At 70.8% G+C, this 20,376-nt stretch carries 23 protein-coding genes; 7 read left to right on the top strand and 16 right to left on the bottom strand.

Annotation, left to right across the window (positions count from 1 at the left end):
• Positions 1-2 precede the first annotated feature (2 nt).
• Entirely contained in the window at positions 3-1,160 is a 1,158-nt protein-coding gene (locus tag ACZ5UI_RS15495) for an LLM class flavin-dependent oxidoreductase (RefSeq protein WP_464188388.1), read from the top strand.
• A gap of 43 nt (positions 1,161-1,203) precedes the next feature.
• Here ACZ5UI_RS15495 and ACZ5UI_RS15490 read toward each other — a convergent pair whose 3' ends face one another.
• Genes ACZ5UI_RS15490 through ACZ5UI_RS15465 form a run of 6 tightly spaced genes read right to left on the bottom strand, consistent with a single transcriptional unit; the run spans position 1,204 to position 6,877 of the window.
• Positions 1,204-2,277 carry a hypothetical protein gene (locus ACZ5UI_RS15490; RefSeq protein WP_464188386.1) on the bottom strand — a complete coding sequence of 358 codons (1,074 nt, stop codon included), beginning with the start codon at positions 2,275-2,277 and terminating at the stop codon, positions 1,204-1,206.
• A gap of 1 nt (position 2,278) precedes the next feature.
• Positions 2,279-2,674: a YybH family protein gene (locus ACZ5UI_RS15485; RefSeq protein WP_464188384.1), complete on the bottom strand. Its 396-nt coding sequence runs from the start codon at positions 2,672-2,674 to the stop codon at positions 2,279-2,281.
• 5 nt (positions 2,675-2,679) lie between these two features.
• Complete coding sequence (locus ACZ5UI_RS15480; protein ID WP_464188382.1) at positions 2,680-3,756, bottom strand: hypothetical protein; 1,077 nt, start codon at positions 3,754-3,756, stop codon at positions 2,680-2,682.
• 57 nt (positions 3,757-3,813) lie between these two features.
• Complete coding sequence (locus ACZ5UI_RS15475) at positions 3,814-4,269, bottom strand: MarR family winged helix-turn-helix transcriptional regulator (RefSeq protein WP_464188379.1); 456 nt, start codon at positions 4,267-4,269, stop codon at positions 3,814-3,816.
• A gap of 20 nt (positions 4,270-4,289) precedes the next feature.
• A complete protein-coding gene (locus ACZ5UI_RS15470) occupies positions 4,290-5,606 on the bottom strand; it encodes an ABC transporter substrate-binding protein (RefSeq protein ID WP_464188377.1) in 1,317 nt (438 codons plus the stop codon).
• Positions 5,603-6,877, bottom strand: a complete 1,275-nt coding sequence (locus tag ACZ5UI_RS15465; RefSeq protein WP_464188375.1) for an ABC transporter substrate-binding protein — start codon at positions 6,875-6,877, stop codon at positions 5,603-5,605. The genes ACZ5UI_RS15470 and ACZ5UI_RS15465 overlap by 4 nt, the downstream gene beginning before the upstream one ends.
• 163 nt (positions 6,878-7,040) lie before the next feature.
• Here ACZ5UI_RS15465 and ACZ5UI_RS15460 point away from each other — a divergent pair, with 163 nt between their 5' ends.
• Positions 7,041-7,688 (top strand): TetR/AcrR family transcriptional regulator, encoded by a 648-nt coding sequence (locus tag ACZ5UI_RS15460; protein ID WP_464188373.1) that lies wholly within the window; start codon positions 7,041-7,043, stop codon positions 7,686-7,688.
• A 43-nt stretch (positions 7,689-7,731) separates the two neighbouring features.
• On the opposite strand, the gene ACZ5UI_RS15455 is transcribed toward ACZ5UI_RS15460, so the two are convergent.
• Entirely contained in the window at positions 7,732-8,130 is a 399-nt protein-coding gene (locus ACZ5UI_RS15455; RefSeq protein WP_464188371.1) for a hypothetical protein, read from the bottom strand.
• Between the two features lie 93 nt (positions 8,131-8,223).
• Between ACZ5UI_RS15455 and ACZ5UI_RS15450 the strand changes: the two genes are divergently transcribed.
• Positions 8,224-8,520 (top strand): hypothetical protein, encoded by a 297-nt coding sequence (locus ACZ5UI_RS15450; RefSeq protein WP_464188369.1) that lies wholly within the window; start codon positions 8,224-8,226, stop codon positions 8,518-8,520.
• A 94-nt stretch (positions 8,521-8,614) separates the two neighbouring features.
• Here the strand turns inward: ACZ5UI_RS15450 and ACZ5UI_RS15445 are convergent, their stop codons facing one another.
• The 6 genes from ACZ5UI_RS15445 to ACZ5UI_RS15420 all read right to left on the bottom strand — a co-directional run bounded on the left by ACZ5UI_RS15445 (position 8,615) and on the right by ACZ5UI_RS15420 (position 13,727).
• The gene (locus tag ACZ5UI_RS15445; protein ID WP_464188367.1) at positions 8,615-9,724 is read right to left on the bottom strand and encodes an FAD-dependent monooxygenase; all 1,110 of its coding nucleotides are present in this window, start codon (positions 9,722-9,724) and stop codon (positions 8,615-8,617) included.
• The gene (locus ACZ5UI_RS15440; RefSeq protein WP_464188364.1) at positions 9,717-10,802 is read right to left on the bottom strand and encodes a hypothetical protein; all 1,086 of its coding nucleotides are present in this window, start codon (positions 10,800-10,802) and stop codon (positions 9,717-9,719) included. The genes ACZ5UI_RS15445 and ACZ5UI_RS15440 overlap by 8 nt, the downstream gene beginning before the upstream one ends.
• Complete coding sequence (locus tag ACZ5UI_RS15435) at positions 10,802-11,278, bottom strand: nuclear transport factor 2 family protein (protein WP_464188362.1); 477 nt, start codon at positions 11,276-11,278, stop codon at positions 10,802-10,804. The genes ACZ5UI_RS15440 and ACZ5UI_RS15435 overlap by 1 nt, the downstream gene beginning before the upstream one ends.
• Positions 11,278-11,697, bottom strand: coding sequence for a hypothetical protein (locus ACZ5UI_RS15430; protein ID WP_464188360.1), 420 nt, complete (start codon positions 11,695-11,697; stop codon positions 11,278-11,280). The genes ACZ5UI_RS15435 and ACZ5UI_RS15430 overlap by 1 nt, the downstream gene beginning before the upstream one ends.
• Positions 11,698-11,723: 26 nt before the next feature.
• Positions 11,724-12,980, bottom strand: coding sequence for a substrate-binding domain-containing protein (locus ACZ5UI_RS15425; protein ID WP_464188358.1), 1,257 nt, complete (start codon positions 12,978-12,980; stop codon positions 11,724-11,726).
• A 132-nt stretch (positions 12,981-13,112) separates the two neighbouring features.
• On the bottom strand, positions 13,113-13,727 hold the full coding sequence (locus ACZ5UI_RS15420) for a TetR/AcrR family transcriptional regulator (RefSeq protein ID WP_464188356.1): 615 nt from the start codon (positions 13,725-13,727) through the stop codon (positions 13,113-13,115).
• 113 nt (positions 13,728-13,840) lie between these two features.
• On the opposite strand from ACZ5UI_RS15420, the gene ACZ5UI_RS15415 reads away from it, so the two are divergent.
• The 3 genes from ACZ5UI_RS15415 to ACZ5UI_RS15405 are packed head-to-tail and all read left to right on the top strand — an operon-like array spanning position 13,841 to position 17,272.
• A complete protein-coding gene (locus ACZ5UI_RS15415) occupies positions 13,841-15,334 on the top strand; it encodes a sugar ABC transporter ATP-binding protein (protein WP_464188353.1) in 1,494 nt (497 codons plus the stop codon).
• Positions 15,327-16,295, top strand: a complete 969-nt coding sequence (locus ACZ5UI_RS15410; RefSeq protein ID WP_464188351.1) for an ABC transporter permease — start codon at positions 15,327-15,329, stop codon at positions 16,293-16,295. The genes ACZ5UI_RS15415 and ACZ5UI_RS15410 overlap by 8 nt, the downstream gene beginning before the upstream one ends.
• Positions 16,292-17,272, top strand: a complete 981-nt coding sequence (locus ACZ5UI_RS15405) for an ABC transporter permease (RefSeq protein ID WP_464188349.1) — start codon at positions 16,292-16,294, stop codon at positions 17,270-17,272. Before ACZ5UI_RS15410 ends, ACZ5UI_RS15405 begins: the two co-directional genes overlap by 4 nt.
• Before the next feature lie 53 nt (positions 17,273-17,325).
• Here ACZ5UI_RS15405 and ACZ5UI_RS15400 read toward each other — a convergent pair whose 3' ends face one another.
• A complete protein-coding gene (locus ACZ5UI_RS15400; protein WP_464188346.1) occupies positions 17,326-17,862 on the bottom strand; it encodes an NADPH-dependent FMN reductase in 537 nt (178 codons plus the stop codon).
• On the bottom strand, positions 17,862-19,046 hold the full coding sequence (locus ACZ5UI_RS15395) for an LLM class flavin-dependent oxidoreductase (protein WP_464188344.1): 1,185 nt from the start codon (positions 19,044-19,046) through the stop codon (positions 17,862-17,864). The genes ACZ5UI_RS15400 and ACZ5UI_RS15395 overlap by 1 nt, the downstream gene beginning before the upstream one ends.
• A gap of 66 nt (positions 19,047-19,112) precedes the next feature.
• Here ACZ5UI_RS15395 and ACZ5UI_RS15390 point away from each other — a divergent pair, with 66 nt between their 5' ends.
• Positions 19,113-19,589, top strand: a complete 477-nt coding sequence (locus ACZ5UI_RS15390; RefSeq protein WP_464188342.1) for a MarR family winged helix-turn-helix transcriptional regulator — start codon at positions 19,113-19,115, stop codon at positions 19,587-19,589.
• A gap of 68 nt (positions 19,590-19,657) precedes the next feature.
• On the opposite strand, the gene ACZ5UI_RS15385 is transcribed toward ACZ5UI_RS15390, so the two are convergent.
• Positions 19,658-20,287 carry a class II aldolase/adducin family protein gene (locus ACZ5UI_RS15385; protein ID WP_464188340.1) on the bottom strand — a complete coding sequence of 210 codons (630 nt, stop codon included), beginning with the start codon at positions 20,285-20,287 and terminating at the stop codon, positions 19,658-19,660.
• Positions 20,288-20,376: the final 89 nt, after the last annotated feature.

The following is a 20,376-nucleotide window of genomic DNA, read 5'->3' as shown; positions in this document are numbered from 1 at the left end:
CGATGCACCTCTCGATGTTCCTCGGCCCGATCGTCTTCGGCCCCCAGATGGACAAGCCCGTCATCGATGCCGGAATCGAGCAGGCGCTCGAGGCCGACGACGCCGGGTTCGCGGCGATCTACGTCGGCGAGCAGCACAACAACAACTACGAGCCCTACAGCAACCCGTTCATGATGGGTTCCTACCTGGCCGGGCAGCTCCAGCAGGCGTGGATCGGCACGAGCGTCGTGCCGCTGATCCTGCACCACCCGATGTTCCTGGTCGAGCGGTTCAACCTGCTCGATCAGCTCACCGAGGGCAAGGTCATGTTCGGCATCTCCGCCGGGCGCCCGGGGGACGGCAAGACGTTCGGCGTCGACGCGCTCAGCGCCGCCGAGCGCCAGCGCCTGTTCGAGCAGCGCCTGGACGTGATGCGTCGCGCCTGGGCCTACGACCCGACCGACGGCCCGTTCACGTTCGCCACCGACCGCGAGGAGGGCGTGATGGAGGGGCGGGTGATGCCGTACTCCTACCGCGCCGACCACCCGCTGTTCGCGGTCTCGACGAACACGCCCGCCAAGGCGCTGCAGGCCGGCACCGACGGCCACTACCTGCATCTCGGCCCGATCAACCTCGACGGTGCGGTGGAGATGGCCGGCCTCTATCGCGAGGGGCTCGCCGCGTCGGGCGCGGACGAGGCGGCGATGGCCGCGCGTCTGCGCTGGCTGTTCTCGACGAAGTGGATCTACACCGCGGAGACCGAGGAAGAGGTGTGGGAGGGCGCCGAGCAGCTGTGGAGCTTCGGACTGCGCGCGCTGCCCTGGCTGCAGCAGGAGGGCTACGAGGGCATGTCGGTGCGGGAGATGTACACCTGCGATCCGGGCCCGTTCGCCCCCGCGCCGGGCATGCCCGAGTCGCCGGCCGCCTGGCTGCAGCGCGGGATGATCTGCGGCACGCCTGACCAGGTGGCCGCCGAGTTGCAGCGCTGGGAGGCCGCCGGATTGGCGCACGTGCACACCCGTTTCCTGATGAACGGCATGCAGATCGACCGCTGCGCCCGCTCGTGGCGGCTGTTCGTCGACGCCGTGGTGCCCCAGCTGGATCTGCGGCCGATCCCTGGCCCGACCGCCGAGGAGGTCCGGCCGATGTACCGGGACACCAGTCCGGAGCCGGTCGCCTGAGCAGCTGGCGGCGGCGAGCGCTCCGCCACCGCTCCTCGGGCATTCACTCTCCCCTGGGGTCGGTCGGCGGAGCGCTCGCGGCCGCCAGCTCGGTCAACGCGTCGATCGCCGCCAGGAACTTCTCCTGGGTGCCATAGCGGCCCATCCCGCACTCGGTGGCGATGCCGAACGGGCGCTCGACGCACGCCCGGGCATGCGCGATGCGCGTGCGTGCCGCGCCGGCTCCGTCCTGCGGATGCACGACGCCGAGGAACAGCTCGGTGTCGGGCAGGTTGCGGGCCACCTGACCCAGCGGGGCGAAGTCGGCGCCCGAGGCCCAGCCGATCGGTATGGCCGTGTGCACGAAGTCGACCCGCCGCCCCACGTGTGTGGCGATCGCCGCGCTGATCCCGGCCAGCGGGCTCGCGTCGTCGGGCCGCGCGCCGTCCAGCTGAAACGGTGAGGGCAACCCCGGGCGGATGTTGTCGCGATTCGTGTCGCCGAAGCACAGGTGGAAGCCCAGCTGGACATCGGGCGGGATCCAGCTGGACAGACGCGCGAGCTCGGCCTCGACGTCGCCGGTCTCGAAGGTGCCGCCGAGGTCGGTCGTGCCGTACGGACCCAGCTCGCCGACGAGGTCCCACTGGATGGCCAGGTCCTCATGGGGGAGGGCATCAAGCATCTCACGCACTGACGCCTCCAATTGCGCCTCATAGGGCGCGACCGAGGCGCGGCGCGAGTCGGGGTGGACGAAGATGCCGATCGGGTTGATCGGCGCGGGCATGCAGACGAGCAGCCGGGCGTCCGCGCGGACGGCCCCGCGCTCACGCGCCGCGACGAACAGCGCATGCGACGCGATCGCCGCGCGCCCGTAGTCGAACGAACCGAAGGTGACGTCGGCGGCGTCGTCGCGGATGCGCGCGCTGGGCATCGGGACGATCGCGTCGGGTGCCGGGGGCACCAGCTCGTAGGCCGGGTTGGCCGCGAAGAACGGGATCTGCGTGGTGATCCACGCCGCGCGGTCCCCGGTCTCGTCAGGCACACGCGTGACCCACGGCTTCAGCCGCTGGCCCACGAAGGCGAACAGCTCTTCGCCCGTCTCGAAGGGCATCGAGCCGACGAGATGGATGTCCGTCATGTCACAGCCCCTTCGGCGGCGGCGCCGCGTTGAACATCACCCATCTCCACTCGCCCGCCTCGCGCCGGTAGACGCAGTGGGCGATCCAGCCCGTCTCGGGAACCCCGGGCAGCACCAGGCGCCCCTCGGCGTAGGCCCACCCGGTGTCGCCGTCGCGGTAGGCCTGGACGGAGTCGAACCACACCTTGCCGCCGTCGGGTCCGGCGGAGGCGGGCACGACGGCGCGCAGGAAGGTCGCGATCGCCTCGCGCCCCACCGTCAGCCCGCCTGGGCCGCCCATCACCACGAGCGGGTCGTCGGCGATGGTGGCCAGGACGCCGTCGGCGTCGCCGGCGCGCCAGCGCTCCGACATCGCGCGGACGGCGTCGGCCACGTCGGGCGCTGCTTCGATGGCCATGACGCTCAGCCCCAGGCGCGCTGGGCGGTGTCGACGATCAGCTCGAGCTTGGCTCGCTCGGCGTCGATCGACATGTAGTGGCTGTCGCCCGGGCGCGCCCCCGAGGCAAAGCCGCACTGCGGCCCCAGTGCCAGCTGCCCGGGATCGATGAACCGCGACGCCTCGTCGATCCGGCGTAGCAACGCGTCCTGATCCTCGAGGTCCGGCGTCTTGGTGCTGACCAGGCCCAGCACGACGACGCGGTCCTGGGGCACGAACCGCAGCGGCTCGAACCCGCCGGCGCGATCGGTGTCGTACTCGAGCAGCAGGCGGTCGACGTGCAGATCGCTGAACAGCTGCTCGGCCGCGGCGTCGTAGGGGCCGCTGCCGAAGTGCTCCTCGGTGTTGCCGCGGTTGCCGCGACAGAAGTGGATCGACGTGGTCACGCCGCGGCCCGCGACGCTGTCGTAGGCGCGGTTCTCGCAGGCGATCTCGGCGGCCAGCGCCTCGACCGGGTCCTCGCCGCCGGCGCGCATCGCCGCGCGGATCTCGTCGTCGACGAACGCGGTGATGACCTTGTCGAACTGCAGGCGGGACACGCCCTCGTCGGCCAGCTTCTGCATCTCGTCGATGTAGGCGTCGACGATGTCGGCCTGCACCTCGCTCCAGTCGGCGTAGGGCGCCGGCGGCTGGTCCTGCAGCTCCATGCCCGGGAACAGGAAGCGCAGCATCTCGGGGCGCACGAGGCACGGCGTGGGCATCGTCATCTTCAGCGGGGCCTGTGCGCGCTCGAGGCTGAAGGCGACGTCGGCGGGGTCGAAGAACCGGCGGGCCTTGGTCAGCTTGCCGTCGATCCAGCCGAAGCGCTCCTTGGAGTAGCCGTCGATCGCGTCGATCACGTGGCTGCCGTAGTGCAGCCGGCGCATCTCGCCGTCGGTCAGGACGCCCACGCCGGTCTCGCGCTGGAGCCGGAAGGCGTCGTCGATCGCCTCGTTCTCCAGCGCGTGAAGCTCCTCCGGCGTGATCTTGCCGATCATCGCGCGCAGGCGGGCCTGCATCAGCTCCTCCGGGCGCTGCAGGGACCCGACATGCTCGGTACGCATAGCTCTCCTCCTAGGTATCTTCCTGAGGAAGATACCAAAAACAGAGAGAAGATTCTGTTATTCGGCGAGCCGCGCGCGATAGGCCGCGGTCTCGTCGCGGATGAACTCCAGGTAGCGCAGCAGCGTCTCGAGCTCGGCCGGCTCGCGTTGGGCCAGATAGGTGCGGGTGACGGAGGCGAGCGGCTCGTACAGGTCGACGAGCTGCCGGCGTCGCACCGGATCGGCGGTGACGACGACGATGCGGCGGTCGTCCGCGGGGCGCTCGCGGCGCACGAAGCCGTCGGCCGCCAGGCGGTCGATCGCCTTGGTCGTCGCCCCGGTCGTGAGCCCGCTGAGCTCGGACAGGCGGCCCGCCGTGAGCGAGCCGCCGTGCTGGTCGAGCAGGTCCAGGCACCGCGCGTCGGTGCGGTTGAGGTTCAGCCGCTCGGCGACGGTGTGGTCCAGCCCGTCGCCCTCGAAGTGGACCGCCCGATAGGCGGCGCCGATCGCCTGGACCAGTTCGTCGTCGGTCACCGGCCGATCGTAGGGCGGCGTCAGCCGCCGCCCAGCTCGCCGACGATCCAGTTGCCGTCGGTTGCGTCGGTCCACTGATCGTCGCCGTCGTACTGGAAGAAGCGCATGCCCAGGCCGGGCAGCGCCGGCAGCATCTGGATGGCGCCGTAGGCGACGGTCGGGATCCCGATCCACATGGGGCCGGTGAAGGCCTTGGCCGCGGTCGAGAGCTGGGCGCGGGTGGCGGCGGCGCCGCCGGCCTGGTTGAGGGCCCGGACCGCCGTCAACATGACCTGCAGCGTGACGATCGGCTGCGTGTCGTCGCCGGCGGCGGCCAGCGGGGCGAACCAGTCGTTGGATGCCTTCAGCTGCGCCTCGACCTGCGGGTCCTGGGAGGGGACCAAGACGCTGTCCGTGTCGGCGCCGTAGATCCACTTCGGGTAGTCCCCGAAGCCTTGCTTCAGCGTCGAGGTCAGGCACCCGTAGAGCGCGAGCACCGGGGTGTCGGCGACGTTCAGGCGCTTGAGCGTGTTGGCCATGCCCAGACACTGCGGCGGCGTCAGCACGAGCGGGACGATCACGTCGGCCTTGGTGGCGCCCGCCGCGGCCAGCGGCCCCGTGACGTCGGTCTGGGCGATCGAGAACGACGACTGCTGGACCTTCATGCCGGCCAGCTCGAAGCCCTGCTTCATCAGGCGCGCGACGCTGGTGGAGGTCGGCTCGCCGGCGACGTTGACCAAGGCGACGGTCTTGGCGTGGAGGTACTCCTTGGCGAACTTCACGTAGCCGGGGATCGTTCCCATGATCCCGGCTGCCGTGTAGTAGGAGTCCGGCGACAGCGCGTCGACGGTCGAGACGGCCAGGCCGCCGATCACCGGGATCTTCCGGGCGGCGACGGCGGAGTGGAACGGTCCCTGTCCGTTGGACAGCGCGAACTGCAGGACCGCCTTGATCTGGTCGTCGTTGGCGAACTTCTGGCCGCAGCTCTGGCCCTCCTCCTCGGCCGAGACGACGTAGCACTTGACCAGCTGCAGCGGGTGGCCGCCGATGCCCCCGAGCTCGTCGTTGATCGTCTTGACCATGGCGTCGGCCTGCGTGGTGAACTGCGGGTAGGAGAACGCGCCGCCCTCCTGGTTGATGAAGCCGAGCTTGACCGGCGCGAGCGAGGGGTCCGCCGCGCCGAGCTCGGAGCCGGTGTAGGCGGCGAACTCCTTCAGGGTGGCGGGGCTGGCCTGGCCCGGCGCCGCGTCGGAGGAGGCGGTGTCCGTGGTCTTCTGGTCACCGCCCACGCTGCTGGTGCCGCCGCAGCCGACCAGCGCCGCGGCGCCGATCAGCGCGGCGATCGTCGCGCGCCTCACTGTGCCTCTCCGAGCTTCCCGGCGATCCACTGGCCGTCCGCGGCGTCCAGCCACGTGCCGTCGCCGGTGTACTGGTAGAAGCGCAGCGCCAGAGACGGGAGCGCCGGCAGGATCGGGATCCCGCCGTAGTCGACATCAGGCGGGCCGAGGAAGATCGGTCCCTTCCAGGCGCTGGCGGCGTCGATGATCGACGCCCGGCTCGCGTCGGCGCCGCCGGAGTCGTTGAGGAACTTGACCGCGGTCAGCACGCCCTGCAGCTGGCCGACGCCGCTGGTCTCGTCACCGGCGTCCTTGAGCGGCTGGAACCACTCCTTGTAGGCGTCGACCTGCGCCTGCTCGGTGGGGTTGGCCGCCGGGGCGAGCTCGCTGACCAGGCCGGCACCGTAGTACCAGCGGGGGTAGTCGCCGAACTGCTTGGCCACCGACTCGGTCGCGCAGCCGTAGAGGGCGAGCGTCGGCTTGTCCTCCAGTCCGGCCCGCTTGAGCGTGTTGGCCATGCCCAGGCATTGGGCCGCCGAGATGACCAGCGGGATGATCAGGTCGGCGTTCTGCGCGTCGGCGGCGGCCAGCGACGCCGTCGCGTCCGTCTGGCCCTGGGCGACCTGCGCCTGCTTGACCTGGAGGCCGGAGAGGCCGAAGCCCTGGCGCATCTGCCGCGCGACGAGTCCCGAGACCGGATCGCCGGCCAGGGTGATCAGCGCGATCTTCTGCGCGTGCAGGATGTTCTTGGCGAAGTAGACGAAGTCCGGCACCGTGCCGTAGACGCCCGAGCTGAGATAGAAGCTGTTGCGGGAGAGGTTGTCGGCCACGGCCAGCGGATAGCCGCCGGTGACCGGGATCTTCTGCTTGTCGACCACCGCGTGGAACGGTGCGGCGCCGTTGATCAGGGGGCCCTGGACCACCATGCGCAGCTGCGCGTCGTTGGCGAACTGCTGCCCGCACTTCTGGCCCTGCTCCTCGGCGCTGACGATGATGCACGTGACGAGCTTCAGGGGGTGGCCGTCGATGCCGCCCATCTGCTCGTTGACGAGCCTGACCGCATCCTCGGTCTGCGTGGTGAACTGCGGGAACGCGGCCGGTCCGCCCTCCTGGTTGAGCCAGCCGATGGTCACGGGCGTCGCGTCGGGATCGGCCTTGCCGGCCTTCGAGCCGGTGTAGTCCAACAGCGTCTGCAGGGACGCGGAGGAGAGGGCCTTGGACGAACCGCCGGTCGTCGGGGCGGCGGTGTCGCTCCCGCCGCAGCCGGCCAGGGCGGCGAGTGCCACCGCCACGGCGGCCGCGGTGCGTACTCGGGTACTGCGACCCATCGATCTCTCCTCGTCGGCTAAAACAGAGTCAGACTTCTATTTCTAGTTACGCTAGCCTTCTCGCCGAAGGCCGTCAAGCGACAACCGACGGGTGTCGCCGCCTGAGCGTCGCCTAGGCTTGCCCCGAATGTCCGCCAACCCCGAACCGCTCATCCGCCCCCCGGTCCAGCAGCGCAGTCGGGACACGCTCGAGCGGGTGCTCAAGACCGGGGTGGAGCTGCTGAGCGAGGGCGGTTGGGAGGCGGTCACCGTCACCGAGATCGGCAAGCGCGCCAAGGTGTCGATGGGCGCGCTGTACGGTCGCTTCTCCAACAAGCGCGCGTTGTTCCTGGCCATCCAGCAGCGCGTGCTCGACACGTTGGCGGCCGAGCAGCGCGAGATCTTCGACGACCCGATCTGGGAGGAGCTCGACGCGCGCGCGGCGATCGACCGGGCTGTCCGCCAGACCGCCGCGTTGTTCGAGCGCAACGAGCGCGTGCTGGGGCAGCTGATGGCGCGCAGCACGGAGGACGAGGAGGTGCTGGCCCGCGGCTCGGCGTCGGCGCGCGATCTGGGCATCGCGTTTGTGCGCGTGTTGTCGGCGCACCGCGCGGAGATCCAGCATCCGGACCCTGAGCTGGCGCTCCAGTTCGGCTTCCGCGCGGCGGCCGACATGCTCGCCCGGCGCGTCACGGACCTCGCGCAGGTCCGCGGCAGTCACCAGCTGGGCTGGGACGTGTTCGCCGACCAGCTCGTCCGGCTGGTCACCAACTACCTGCTCCTGCCCGAGGCATAGCCACTGGGCCGGGGCCGGCGCGCGCACCGGCCCCGGCGCAGCGTCACCAGGACATCGAGCCCTTGAAGGTGAACGGGGCGCCCGCCTTGAGCGCGCCGGTCAGCGTGCCCTTGCCCTTCGCCTTCTTGTACTTCCCGGTGCCGCCCGTGGCCTTCCAGGTGCCGGTGATCTCCGACGACTTGAGCACGGTCGTCGCGACCAGGTTCACCGTGCCGCCCTTGACCGACAGCTTGTAGGTGACGGTCGGCACCTTCGACGAGTCGACCAGCGCCTTGAACGTGCCGAACGGCGCGCCCGAGCACGACGAGGTGACCGGCTTGGTGATGTCGGTGGTGGCTGCGCCCTTGCAGCTGAACGACACGCTGGCAGCGGATGCGGCCGACGGGATCGCGAGAACGGCGGCGACCAGGCCAACCGCGGACAGCGCGGCAACGCGCTTCATGGCTCTCTCCTCCTTGATGGATGGATGGGGGTCCGGTATAGATAACAGAAACAGAAGCCTGATTCTGAAAATCAGAGGAGAGTGAGGCACGACATGAGCATCGACGGAACCTGGCAGATCACCATCCAGACGCCGATGGGCGCGCAGCAGTCCAAGCTCGAGGCGGCGACCGACGGCGCCGCGCTCAGCGGCACCTTCGCGGCCGAGGGCGAGATCCAGTCGATCTACGAGGGCAGCATCGACGGCGACACGGCGACCTGGAAGGTCGACGTGACCAAGCCGTTCCCGCTGAACATCACGTTCACCGGAACGATCGCCGGCGACGAGATGACCGGCGACGCCAAGGCCGGGATGTTCCCGGCGTCGCCGTTCATCGCCGAGCGCGCCTAGTGTCCTGATTCGGAAATTCGTGTGCAGCTGGTGGATGCCGGGGCAGACACGATTCCGGCGCCACCAGATGCGGGCGAATTTTTGAATCGGGGCACTAGTACGGCTTCTCCAGCTCCATGATCGCCGGGACGCGCACCTGCGCGATCTCCATCGGGGAGCAGCCCTGCTGCTCCATCTCGGCGACGCGCACGGAAGCGCGCACGACCATCGCGGCCCGGTCGAACCGCCGGGCCGCGTAGGCGCCGAGCGCCGCTTCGATGTCGAGGTCGGCCAACTCCTGGCCGAGGACGACGGCGTCCTCGAGGGCCATCACGCCGCCCGAGGCCATGTGCGCGGTCGTGGCGTGTGCGGCGTCGCCGACCAGCACGACGCGCCCGCGGACCCACGGCTCGTCGACGAGCACCCACCGGTAGGCGCGATAGAGGACCTCCTGGTCGTCGCGCAGGCGCTCCTTCAGCGCGACGACGTAGGGCGCGGTGAAGACGTCGAGCTGCTCGCGCAGGAGCGCGACCGCCTCCGGGCCGGCGACGTGGCGCTCCCCGCCGTCGTCGAAGTTGACGGCGACGTAGGTCGTGCCCTGCGGGAGGCCATAGCTGGCCAGCTGCACCGGGCCGGCGCGGTAGAACGAACCGGGGCCCTCCGGCGGCGCGCCGGGCGCCATCCAGCGCAGGGATCCCTGGCCGGCAAGCGTCGGCTCAGCGGCGTCGGGAAAGACCAGCCGGCGCACGGTCGAGTTGATGCCGTCGGCGCCGATCACCAGGTCGTAGCGCCGCTCGGTGTCGTCGTCGAACCGGGCGCTGCCGGTGGCATCCAGGTCGACCAGCCGCGCGCCACCCACGACGACCGAGGCGCCCTGCGCGCGGGCGGCAGCAGCCAGGATCTCCGCCAGCACGGGCCGGTGGATCCCCACGCCGCGCGGCGGCCCCTCGCCGGGCGGACCGAGCGCCAGCGTCTCGTGGCCCGCGCCGTCGAAGAACCGCAGCTGGGTCTGGGTCATCGGCGTGCCGGTGGCCAGGCAGTCGTCGAGCACGCCCAGCGCGGCCAGCGAACGCATCGGCGAGCCACCCGAGAACGAGATCGACGTGCCGATCGGGCGATCGGAGAGCTCGATGACGTCGCAGTGCGCGCCGGCCTGCCCGAGGGCGATCGCGCTGGCCAGACCGGCGATGCCGCCGCCGACGACGAGGGCCGACAGCTCAGCCATGCGCGACGGCGCAATCCAGCTCGGTGGCCAGCTCACGCAGGGTGGCAACCGCGGCGTCGAACTTCTCCGTGGTGCCGTAGCGGCCCATCCCACACTCGGTGCCGATGCCGAACGGACGACCCTCCAGGGCATCGGCGGCCAGGCGGGCGCGCACACGGGCGCCATCGATCCCGTCCTGCGCGTGCACCACCCCGAGGTAGACCTCGGCGTCCGCGGGGAACCGGGCCACGCGCAGCGGGGCGAACGGCTCGGGTTGCGTGAACCCGATCGGGATCGCCAGGTGCACGAAGTCCACCCGCCGCTCGACGCCCTCCGCGATGGCCGACAACGCACCGGACAGCTGCTCGGCGTCGCTGGGACGGTGGCCCTCGATCGTGAACGGCGACGGCACGCCAGGCCGGATGTTGTCGCGGTTGGTGTCGCCGAAGCACAGGTGGAAGCCGAGCTCGACGCCGGCGGGGACCCACCGCGCCAGCTCGCGGACCTCGGAGATGACCTCCTCGCGGTCGAACACCCACATGGCCTCGGCGCCGACTGATGCACCCAGCTCGTTGACGAGATCCCACTGGATCGCCAGGTCCTCGGGAGGGATGGCCGCAACCAGCGTCTCGACGTTGCGCCGATGCGCGGCCATGTAGGCCGGCAGCACGTCGCGCTGGCTGTCGGGATGGCTGAACATCCCGACCGGGTTGTGCGGCGCGGGCATCGCCACCAGAAGTCGCGCGTCCGGTCGCAGCTCGCCGCGCTCGCGCGCTCCGACGAGCAGAGCGTGCGAGGCGATCGCCGCCTCCGCGTAGGCGAAATCGCCGAAGGTCAGGTCGGCGGGATCGACATCGGCGCGCAGTCGGGCAATCGGCATCTGCACCGGCGAGCTGGCCGGCGCCGGCGCCATCTCGAAGGCAGGGTTGCTGAAGAAGAACGGCAGCTGCAGGGACACCCAGCCGGCGCGGTCGCCGGTCTCGTCGGGCACGCGGCGGACCCACGGGCGCAGCTGGTCGTAGACGAAGGCGAACGCCTCGTCGCCGCTCTCGAACGGGAGCGATCCGACGAGGTGCACGCCGGGGAACGCGCCCGCCATCAGAACGCCGGTCCCTGGTCGGTCCAGCGGATCGTCAGCTCGACGCTGGTGAAGCGCCAGCGGTCGGCGTCGCGCCGGTAGGCGCAGTCGTACCAGCCGCCCGCCTTCCAGCACTTCGTGGGGTCGGCCTCGTCGCGAACGTGCGTGGCCTGCAGGTAGGACCGCGACCGGGCGACGTCGCCGTCGATCTCGATCTGGTGGTTGGTCGACAGGTGGTGCGTGGCCATCGGCGGCGGGGGGCCGGTCATCGCGGCGATGGCGTCGCGCCCCTCGAATCGCCCGAAGGGCAGCGCGAGGACGGCGTCCTCGGTGAAGTTCGCGGCGTAGCCCGCCTGGTCGTGGGTGTCGATCCGCCGGGCGAAGTCCGCCAGCAGGTCGCTGATGCACGCGCGGTCGACGAGCCACTGCAGCTGCGCGGCCGGGTCGCTCGGCGGCGGGGTGGTGAACCCCGCCGCCGAACCGAGCTCGAGCGTCATCAGTAGCTGACCTTGCCCTTGAAGTGGAAGGGCACCGATCCGTCGATCGCGCCGCGTGCCGTCCCGCTGCCCTTGGCGCCGGCGAACGTGCCGGTGCCGCCGGTGATCTTCAGCGGCCCGGAGGCGATGATGCCGTCGAGCTTGGCGTCGAACCGCGCGCTGATCGTGCCGCCCTTGAACTTCCACACGTAGGTCGTGACGGGCACGATGGTCTTGCCCGTGAACGAGCCGTTGCCGAACGGCTTGCCCACCAGCTTGCCGCTGAGGTGCGACAGGTCGGTGGGGACCTTGCCGGTCTTGGCGATCGAGTAGTCGAAGGCGACCGTCTTGGCCTGCGCTGCCGGGACGGCGACGAGCGTCAGGCCGGCGAGGCCGGTGATGAGTGCCACGGCGAGGGCGCGGCGGGGACGACGGGACATGCTGTCTCTCCTCCTGGGGTTGGTGATCACTTCGGGGTCGAGCCGTTGTCGAACAGCGGGTCGAGGTAGTCCTCCGTGAGGAAGACCCCGTCTGGGCCGAGCGCGGTGCCGACCGTGCGCAGGTCCCAGCCGGGCTCCACCCACTCGTCGAGGTTGCGCTCGGTGATGAGCGGCAGACGCTGGGTGATGAGGTTGGACTTGACGCCCTGCCCCTCGAGCATCCGCAGCGCGACGCTGGCCGCCGCACCCCCGAGCTGCTCGGGCGGCAGACCGGCGCCCACGCCGAGGTAGTCGGCCCGGTGGTCGTTCCAGTAGCCGAGCGAGCCCTTCTGGTTGCCGATGTCGCCGACCACCGGCATCGGGCGCCCGGTCTGGTCGAACGCGCCCATCACGCCGGGCGCCATGTTGGCCACCTGCAGCACCGCGTCGATCTTCTGCGGGTGCGTGCCGAGGAACTTGAGCGTCTCGCTCTTGGACGTCGAGGTGCTGAAGGCGCCGGTGACGTCGCCGAGCTTCTTGACGTCAGGGCATTGGTCGAGCACGGCGGCGAACGCGGCGGACTCGGTGTTGTCGACCTGCATGCCGATGACGCCGTGGGCGAGGATCACGTTGCCCTTGCCGCCGATGATCTGCATCTGCCGGGCGGCGGTCTGCGCGGCGGCGGCGTAGTTGTTGGAGTCGACGTTGACCGCTTCGGCGATGGGCGGGCCGCCGAGGACCGTGACGACCGGTGTGCCGGTCGCGGCGATCTTCTTGATCGGGCCGACGAACGCCTCGGGTTGCCCAGGCTGGGTGATGATCAGGTCGGCGTCCTGCTGGGCCGCGGCCGCGAGCTGCTGCAGCTGCGCGGGCACGTTGAGCTGACCGAGGGTGCTCGTGCTGACGTCGCTGATCAGCGGGCTGGCCTCCAGGCGCTTCTTGATCGCGTCCAGCGTCAGCGTCTGGGAGTCGCTCTGGGGCGGGCCCCACACGATCGCGACCTTGTAGGGCGGCGCGTGGTCGGGCTTCCAGTGGCGCCAGGCGCTCTCCAGGACGGGATCCGGTGAGCTGTCGTACTGCGCCTTGTAGGAGGCGGGCAGGCTCGCGACGACGCCGTCGGGGTCCTTGACCGCCGGGTTGGGGACGCTGCCACAGCCGCTGTCGGGCGGGGTGGCGGCCAGGGTGCGACCGGGGCCGTCGTCGGTCCCGCCGCTGGTCGTCGTGTCGCTGCCGCCGCAGCCGGCCATGGCCAGCGCGAGCGTGAACAGGCCGGCGCACAGGGCGGTGGTCCAGGTGGTCCTCATCAGCTCTGCTCTCTCCTCGGGGACTGACGGGCGGCGACTGTACAGATGGATTGAGTGGGACTCAACCCTCAACCGCGGGCAGGCCGAAGCGCTCGCCGGTGGCGAGGCTCGTCCAGGTCGCTTGGCCTCTGGTCAGCGAGCGAGGAAGAAGGCCGCGTCGACGCCCGACTCGGGCTCGACCGCGGCCACGTGCGCCAGCGTCGCGTTGAGGTCGTCGACGAACAGGTCGCGGACCTTCACACGGCTGACCTCCGGCGTGGAGAGCCACACCATCGCGCCGCTCATCAGGCACCCCATCCAACCGCGCAGGGCGACCCGCAGGAAGGGGGTCGGCTCCTCGATGCCCATGCGATCAAGCACCCGGCGAATGCCCCACTCCTGCTGCTCGTCGACCAGTTCGCTGACCTCGGCGAGCAGGTCAATCCCAGCGCCGATCGACTTTGGTGGCCGCTCGAGCATCCCGAACAGGAACGTCTCGATCTCCTGCACGATCCACCGGTGTGGCTCGGCATCCGGGTTGGCCTCGAAGCCGGCACGGATCTGCGCCAGCGCGAGGCGGTTCACCTCGACATAGAACTTGCGCTTCGTGCCGAAGTAGTGGAACAGCAGCCCTTGGGCGACGCCGGCCCGCTCGGCCACACGTTCGGTCGAGACCTGTTCGTAGGAGAGCCGCCCGAACGCCTCCAGGCCAGCCTCCAGCAATCGCTCGCGACGATCAGTGGTCAGAGGGCGTGCGGGCACGACCACGAATCCTATCGTGCGACTATGGGTTGATTGGGACTCAATCTGTCGGTACGGTGCCGCGCCGAAGGAGGAGAGTCCTGTCCGAGAACCCCCATACCGCCCTCCGCGCCCTTGGCGTGGCCAAGTCGTTCGGTCCCACCCAGGCAATCCGGTCGGCCACCTTCGACCTGCTCCCGGGCGAGATCCATGCGGTCGTGGGCGAGAACGGCTCGGGCAAGTCGACGCTGGTCAAGCTGCTGGCCGGCGTGCATCAGCCCGATGGAGGGAGCCTGGTCGTCTCCGGGACACCGCGCCCAGGCGGCCTGCGCAACCCGCGCGCGGCGCTCGGCGCCGGGATCTCGACGGTGTTCCAGGAGGTGCTGGTCGTCGAGGGACGCTCGGTGCTCGACAACGTGTGGCTCGGGAACGAGGGCTTCCTGCGGGCGACGATCTCCGACGCGGCCAAGCGGGCGCAGGCGGCGCAGCAGCTGCAGATGCTCCTCGGGTACCCACCGCCGCTGGACGCACCCGCCGGGATGCTCTCGCTCAGCGACCGCCAGGCCTGCTGCATCGCCCGGTCGCTGGTGCGTGAGCCACGTGTGCTCCTGCTCGACGAAGCCACCTCCGCGCTGGACGTGGCCACCAGAGGGCGTCTGTTCGACCACCTGCGACGGATGGCGGCCGGCGGTGCCGGGGTGGTGTTCATCTCCCATCGCATGGACGAGATCGACGAGCTCGCCGACCGGGTCACCGTGATGCGCTCCGGCGAGACGGTGGCCACGCTGGCCCGCCAGGACGCCACCACCGACCGGCTCGTCGAGCTGATGACCGGGGCCGACCACCTGACCGCGGGCGTGGGCGCGCCGTCGGCGCGGGAGGCGGCGGCCGCCGCCGGCCAGACGCCGATCGTGCTGCGCACGCGCGACCTCCGCCTGCGGCCCGGCGGCCGGCCCATCGACCTCGATCTGCGTGAGGGCGAGCTGGTCGGGCTCGCCGGCCTCGAGGGCCATGGTCAGGACGCGTTCCTGCGCGCCCTGTGGGGCGGAGGATCCGCCGGGGGTGGGGAGGTCGAGCGCGAGGGCGCGCCGATCACGTCGCCCCGCCAGGCCGCGCGCCTGGGCGTCGCCTACGTGCCGCGCGAACGACGGGCTGAGTCGCTGTTGGCCTCGAAGTCGATCCTCGAGAACTTCGCGGTGGCCACGCTCGGCCGCGACGCCGCCGGTGGCCTGCTGTGGCCCGCGCGCTCGCGCCGCCGTTTCGCCGAGTACACGGAGCGACTGCGGATCGTGCTCGGCGACCCCGGCGACCCGATCACGTCGTTGTCGGGCGGCAACCAGCAGAAGGTCGTGATCGCGCGCTGGCTGGCCGCCGGACCGCGGATCCTGCTGCTCAACGACCCGACGCGGGGGATCGATCTGGGGGCCAAGCGCGACGTGTACCGGCTGCTGCGCGAGCTGGCCGCCGGTGGCGTCAGCGTGGTGATGCTCTCGACCGAGGTCGACGAGCACGTCGAGCTGATGGACCGGGTTCTCGTCTTCCGCGAGCACGAGCTGGCCGCCGAGCTCGCGCGCGAAGGGCTGAGCCGCCACACCCTCGTGTCCACGTTCTTCGGAGGGACCGTCCATGCCTGACGTCGGCCGGGCGCTACGCACGCATCCGTGGCTGTTCGCAGCCTCGCTGTCGCTCGCGTTGCTGATCGCCAACATCGCGGTCGAGCCGAACTTCGCCAAGCCCGGCAACTGGCCGCTGCAGCTGGCGACGCTGGCGCCGCTGGCGCTGGCGGCGATGGCTTCGACGCCGTCGATCGTCTCCGGCGGAGGCGGGCTGGACATCTCCGTCAGCCCGATCATGGTGCTCGTCAACGTCGTGTTCATCAAATGGCTCGTCGGCCACGACGTGATCGGCGACTGGTACGTCGCGCTCCCGCTCCTGCTGGCCATCGGCGCGGCGGTGGGCGCCGGCAACGGCCTGATGGTCACGTTCGGGCGCATTCCACCGGTGATCGCCACGCTGTGCACGCTGTTCGTGATCGGTGGCCTGGCCGTGAAGATCGCCGGCGACCCGCTGCCCGCGCCGGCCAACTGGACGAGCGATCTGGCCGACCAGGTGTGGTTCATCCCGGGCGCGCTGATCCTGATGGCCATCCCGGTGGTCATCTGGAACGTCCTGGCCCGTACGCCGTTTCACCGCACGCTGTATGCCGTCGGCGGCAACGACGCGACGTCGTACTCCGCCGGCGTCGACGTGTACCGCACGCGCCTGATCGCCTACGCGCTCAACGGGCTGTTCGCGGCCGTGGGCGGGATCGCCCTCACCGCGCTGGTGCAGTCGACGCAGGCCACTGCCACCGCGCAGTACCTGCTCGTCGCGCTGACGGCGGTGGCGCTCGGCGGGACCCCGCTGTACGGCGGCCGCGGGGGCCTGGCCTGCTCGTTCTTCGGGGCGTTCGTCCTCTACCTGGTCCAGACGTTGCTGTCGGCGGCGCAGATCTCCTCGACCTGGTTGAACCTGGTCTACGGCGTGATGCTCGTGGTCGGGGTCGTCGTCGGCGCCCGGCTCACGTTCCAGCGTCGCGGGCTGGTGGCTGCATGAGCGACCTGACCACCATCCAGCGGATCTCCCGCGTGCAGCGGCGCGTTCCGATCCTCCAGCTGGTCGCGCTCGTCGCGCTGTTCGTCTACGGCGCGACGACGATCGACTCGTTCTCCAGCAGCTCGTCGATCCGCTCGATGCTCGTCCTCGCCGCGATCACCGGATTCGCTGCCGCGGGGCAGACGCTGGTGATGATCGTCGGAGGCCTGGATCTGTCGATCTCCGGCTACATCTCCGCCGCGGCGATCATCCTGGCCCAGCTGTGCGGCGCGCACGGCTGGGGGTTCCTGGCCGCCTTCGCCTTCATTCTCGTCGTCTTCGCGGCCCTCGGCGGCCTGGCCGGTTTCATCTGCCACCGCTTCATGCTGCAGCCGCTGATCGTCACCCTCGGCCTCGGCTCCGCTGCGCTGGGCGCGTGCGTGGCCTGGACCGGTGGGCAGATCACCGGCAGCGCGCCCGCCTTCCTGTCGGAGATCACGGCCGCCAACGGCACCACGTTGGGCATCGAGGTGCCGCCGGTCGTGGTGATCTGGGCCGCCGTCGCGGTCGCGCTGGCCGTGTTCCTGCATCGCACCGTGGCGGGCCGACGGGTGTACGAGACCGGTGCCAACCCACGTGCGGCGGGCCTGGCGCTCGTGCCCACCCGCGCCGTGTGGATCGGCGTGTTCGCGGCCAGCGCGATCTTCAGCGCGCTCGCTGGGGTGCTGCTGGCCGGGTTCTCCGGCGCCGACCAGACCGTCGGCGACCCGTTCTTCTTCCAGGGTCTCACCGCGGTGATCGTCGGCGGCACCACCGTGATGGGCTCGCGCGGCGACTACACGCACACGGTCGTGGGTGCGCTGATCCTGACCGTGCTGGGCACGGTGCTGGTCGGCAAGGGCTACGACTCCGCCGACCAGCAGATCATCTTCGGCGTTCTGATCGTCGCGGTGGTGGCGACCTACGGGCGCGAGGCGCGCCTGCGCGACCGGATCTAGTGCCCTGAGCAGAAATTCGCCGCCAGATGCACACCAACCACCGACGCACGACACTAGACCTGCGGGCGGACTCCGGCGAGGACTTCGTCGGCGGCGATCGCCGAAGCGAGCGCGACAAGCGTCTCGCCTTCGCGTCGAGCGGCCGCGCGCGCCTCGCCGGTGAGCTGCTTGTCCTCGGCGAAGCCGTCCGTTGACAGGTACAGGCCGGGCGGCACGACCCAGGCGCCGAAGAACGTGGAGAGGACGTCACGCAGGTCGTTGAGCGCGAGGAAGTGATGCCACGATGCGCCGGTCGCGACGATCGAGACGGCGCGGCCGGTGATCGGCGCCTCGGTCTCGCCCCAGAATCCGCGCGGCAGCGCATCCAGGAACGCCTTCGTCTGCGCGGTGTAGGACGCCCGATAGACCGGCGTGCCCAGCACGAGCGCGTCGGCCCGTGTCGTCGCCTGAACTGCGCTGGCCGCGTCGGTCTCGGCGAGGGACACGAGGCTCGTCGTCGCGCCGGCCGAGGCGGCGCCCTCGAGCACCGCCTGCAGGACGCGTTTCGTCCGCCCGCCGGTCGGCGAGCCGTCGACGGCCAGGACCCGCATCAGGCGACCGCGGCGGCGGCCGCCGCGACGTCGTCGGCCGTCCCCTCGTCCTCCCGCAGCCCCGCGTCGATCAGCAGCGGCAGGAGATGCTCGCGGAACTGCACGAGGCCCTCCTCGTAGTTGACCCACTGGACGGTCAGGCCGTCCAGCCCCGCGTCGGCGAACCCGGCCATCTGCTCGACGATCGTCTCGGGCGTCCCGATCAGCGGGACTGCACCGTGGCCGGCGATGAAGTGGCGGGCGAAACCGCGCATCTGGGGCGGGAGCTCGCGCGCGCCGCCGGTCGCGTCCTGCACCTGCGGGAACAGCGACGAGAGCACGTTGGCGGCCGCCTCGTAGTCGCCCATCTCGTCGACGTAGTACTCGAAGTAGCGCTGCGCCTCGGCCTCGGTGTCGGCGCAGACGATCTGGACACCGCCGAAGACCCGGATCTCCCGCCCGAACTCGTCGCGGGCCATGCGCTTGGTGTCGGCGACCATCGCCGCGGCGGATGCCGGGTCCTGCATGACCACGAAGTTGATGTCGCAGTTCTGGGCCGAGAAGCGGCGTCCGCGCGGGCTCACGCCGGCCGACATGTAGACGGGCCGCGGCGCCTGGATCGGCTTGGGCTCGGAGTAGAGCCGCTCCAGGTCGAAGAACGCGTTGTGGATGTCGAAGTACCCGTCGCGGTCCATGAGCGCGTTGCAGACCTCGAAGAACGAGTCGGCGTACTCGTAGCGATCGTCATGCTCGCGCTGCTCGTGACCGAACATCGCCATCTCCGCGCTGTTCCAGCCGGCGACGATGTTCAGACCGAAGCGGCCTCGCGCGACGTGGTCGATCGTGGCGATCGTCTTGGCCAGGCGGACCGGGTGGGCGGTCGGGACGTGGTAGGTCGCGAACACGGAGCACTGCTTGGTGACGGCGGCCATGGCGGCCGCCCACGGCAGCGTCTCGTACGTCTTGCCCTGGAAGTTCGTCGGTCCGCCGTAGCCCGCCCAGCGTGCGCCCGGCAGGACCGCCTCGATGTTCGCCTCGTCGGCGAGCCGGACGATGCGCAGCTGCTCGTCCCAGTCGTCGCCCTTCGGCGGCCCGGGGGCGGCGGTGACGGTGGTTCCGCCGGAGCCGCTGAAGCCGAACACCGCGAGCTTGAGCTTGTTCGGGCTGGCCAGGATGCGGTTGTGCGTAAAAGGGACTCTCTCCATGGAAAGCTTTCTACAGAAAGATTCTCTCCTAGGCAAGGTGCAGGGGCGGCGATAGGCTCGCGCTCGATGTCCGAACGCTCCAAGGTCGACCTGCTCGACGCGATCGGCGAGGCCTACCGCGCGTTACACGTCGAGACCGCGGCCCTCGACGAGCTGCTGGCCGACCGCCAGGGCCTCAACCGCACCGATGCGCGGTGCCTGGACCTCATCGACCAGCACGGCGGATCGCTCGCAGCGGGACGCCTGGCTGAGCTGACCGGGTTGACCACCGGGGCGATGACGAAGGCCATCGATCGCTTGGTCGCGCGCGGCTTTGCGCGGCGCGAGAGCGACCCGGCCGACCGGCGCCGCGTCCACGTCGTGCTCGACGAATCCCGGCGCCGCGAGAGCCTGGCCTACTACGAGCCGATCGCCACCCGCAGCCGCGCGCGCATGGCCCGCCACACCATCTCGGGCCTCGAGAGCGTCCTCGCCTTCCTGAGCACCATGCACGACGAGACCGCGAGCCGGCGCCGACAGCTCGACGTCGATCCGGCGGACTGAGGCAGCGCGGCCAGGCAGCTGATGGTCGACCGCTACGCGATCGCCCAGGACCGCGTCAAGGGCCAGCCCTACTGGGTGGCCGGCCGCGAGACGGGCTCGCGCTCGCCCGCCGCGCGCAGCAGCCAGGCCACGTGCGCCTGGTGCTCCAGCGACTCGGCGATGTCGACCGCCTCGGCCAGGGTGCGCCCGACGGTGATCGCGCCGTGGCGCTCGAGCAGGACGGCGGCGCCGTCGCCCAGCGCGGCGACCGCGGCGGTGGCCAGCTCGGGGCTGCCGCCCGTGGCGTACGCGGCGACGCCGACGGTGCGGTCCATCGCGTAGTAGCGCGTCTCCTCCAGCGGCATCTCGAAGCGGTCGGTCACGCACGACCAGGCCGTCGCGTAGGGGCTGTGGGTGTGCACGACCGCGTGGATGTCGGGGCGGGCGGCGTAGATCGCCGCGTGCGTGCCGAGCTCGCTGGTGGCCCGCGTCGGGCGCTCGTCCAGGCCGGCGACGTCGACGAGGTCGAAGGCGGCCAGCGCACCGAGGCGGGCGCCGCCGGCGGTGACCAGCAGCCCACCCGGCGTGCGGACGCTGATGTTGCCCGAGCGGGCGCGCAGCAGCCCGGTGGCGGCCAGGCGCCGACCGGCGTCGATCAGCTCGGCGTGCGGCTGGCCGCGGTCGGCGCTGGACAGGTGGCGGGCGGGGTTGGTGCTCATGACGGGCGCACAGTGTCTCCGAAACCGCCGGTGGCGGCCAAGACCCCCGGTTGGGTGTATCCAGTCGACTGGACTGGATCCACTTGAGT

This window comes from Conexibacter sp. JCM 18997 (assembly GCF_055391915.1).
Note: the sequence above shows the minus strand (reverse complement) of the source record. Positions and strands in the feature narration are given on the sequence as shown.